At 59.6% G+C, this 954-nt stretch carries 1 protein-coding gene and 1 pseudogene; both read left to right on the top strand.

What is annotated here, in order from left to right:
- Window positions 1-100 precede the first annotated feature (100 nt).
- A pseudogene (locus tag AWB81_RS43505) lies at window positions 101-304 on the top strand (cold-shock protein).
- Between the two features lie 312 nt (window positions 305-616).
- Window positions 617-954 (top strand): hypothetical protein (locus tag AWB81_RS43500; protein ID WP_200822653.1); only part of this gene is annotated, 338 nt, incomplete at its 3' end.

Here is a 954-nt window from a genome sequence, read left to right as displayed (position 1 = left end):
TTACCGAGAACTGGATCGGCGCTCACGAACGCCAAGATGAGACCGTGAGAAAGGCGCAAGAACTCGGCACTCTCGAGTTATCTGTAGAGGTGTAGCAAAAATGGCAACCGGTACTGTGAAGTGGTTCAATGATGCAAAGGGATATGGTTTCATCACGCCGGATGGAGGTGGCGAGGATCTGTTCGCGCACTTTTCCGAAATTTAAGGCAGCGGCTTCAAGTAGCTGCTGGAAAATCAAAAAGTGAGTTTCGAAATCAAGCAGGGACCCAAGGGAAAGCAGGCCTCGACGATTCAGCCGCTGTAATGGCCCGACGTCGATAGTCGAGAGCGGCCCCGTGCGGGCCGCTCTTTCGTTCAGCAAGGCCCAGCCGGCCCATTTCGTCTTGAGACGGGGCAGGGCAGTTCCGGGGAAGTCAAAAGCAGCGTAGCTGGTGATAGCTCCGAGCGCGCCCGAGCTTCCCCGTCAACAACCCGCTAAACTCAAGCCGTCGCCTCGGCGCCGCTCGGCGGTGCCACCGGCGGCGTCATATGGGCGTCAGCACCGCGCATATCAGGCGCTGCGACACTTGCTTCAGCGGCCAAACGTTCAGTGCGCGCCTCTGCCGCTGAAGCACGCTTGGACGCGGTTTTTCCCGCGCGGGTCTTTGCCGATACCGCCTTCTTCGCCGCGGACTTCGTAGACGCAGCAGCCTTCTTCGTCACAGACTTCTTAACCGCCGCCTTTTTTGCAACGGTTTTTTTGGCGACTGCCTTCGTCGCGGCAGTCTTCGTCGCGGCGGTCTTTGTTGGGGCAGTCTTTGTCGCGGGAGCGGGCGCTGCCGTAGACTTCGCCTTCTTCGCTGCGACCTTCCGGCTGGCCTTTTTTGCAACCGGCTGTGTGGTGCTGGACTTTTTCGTCGCAGCGACGCTCGATGCCGGGGCGCTGGTTGAAGACGCGCTCGCCTTCACTGACGC

It is taken from the genome of Caballeronia arationis (assembly GCF_001544975.2).
Classification (GTDB): Bacteria; Pseudomonadota; Gammaproteobacteria; order Burkholderiales; family Burkholderiaceae; genus Caballeronia; species Caballeronia arationis.
This window is presented reverse-complemented; position numbering and strand designations above follow the sequence as displayed.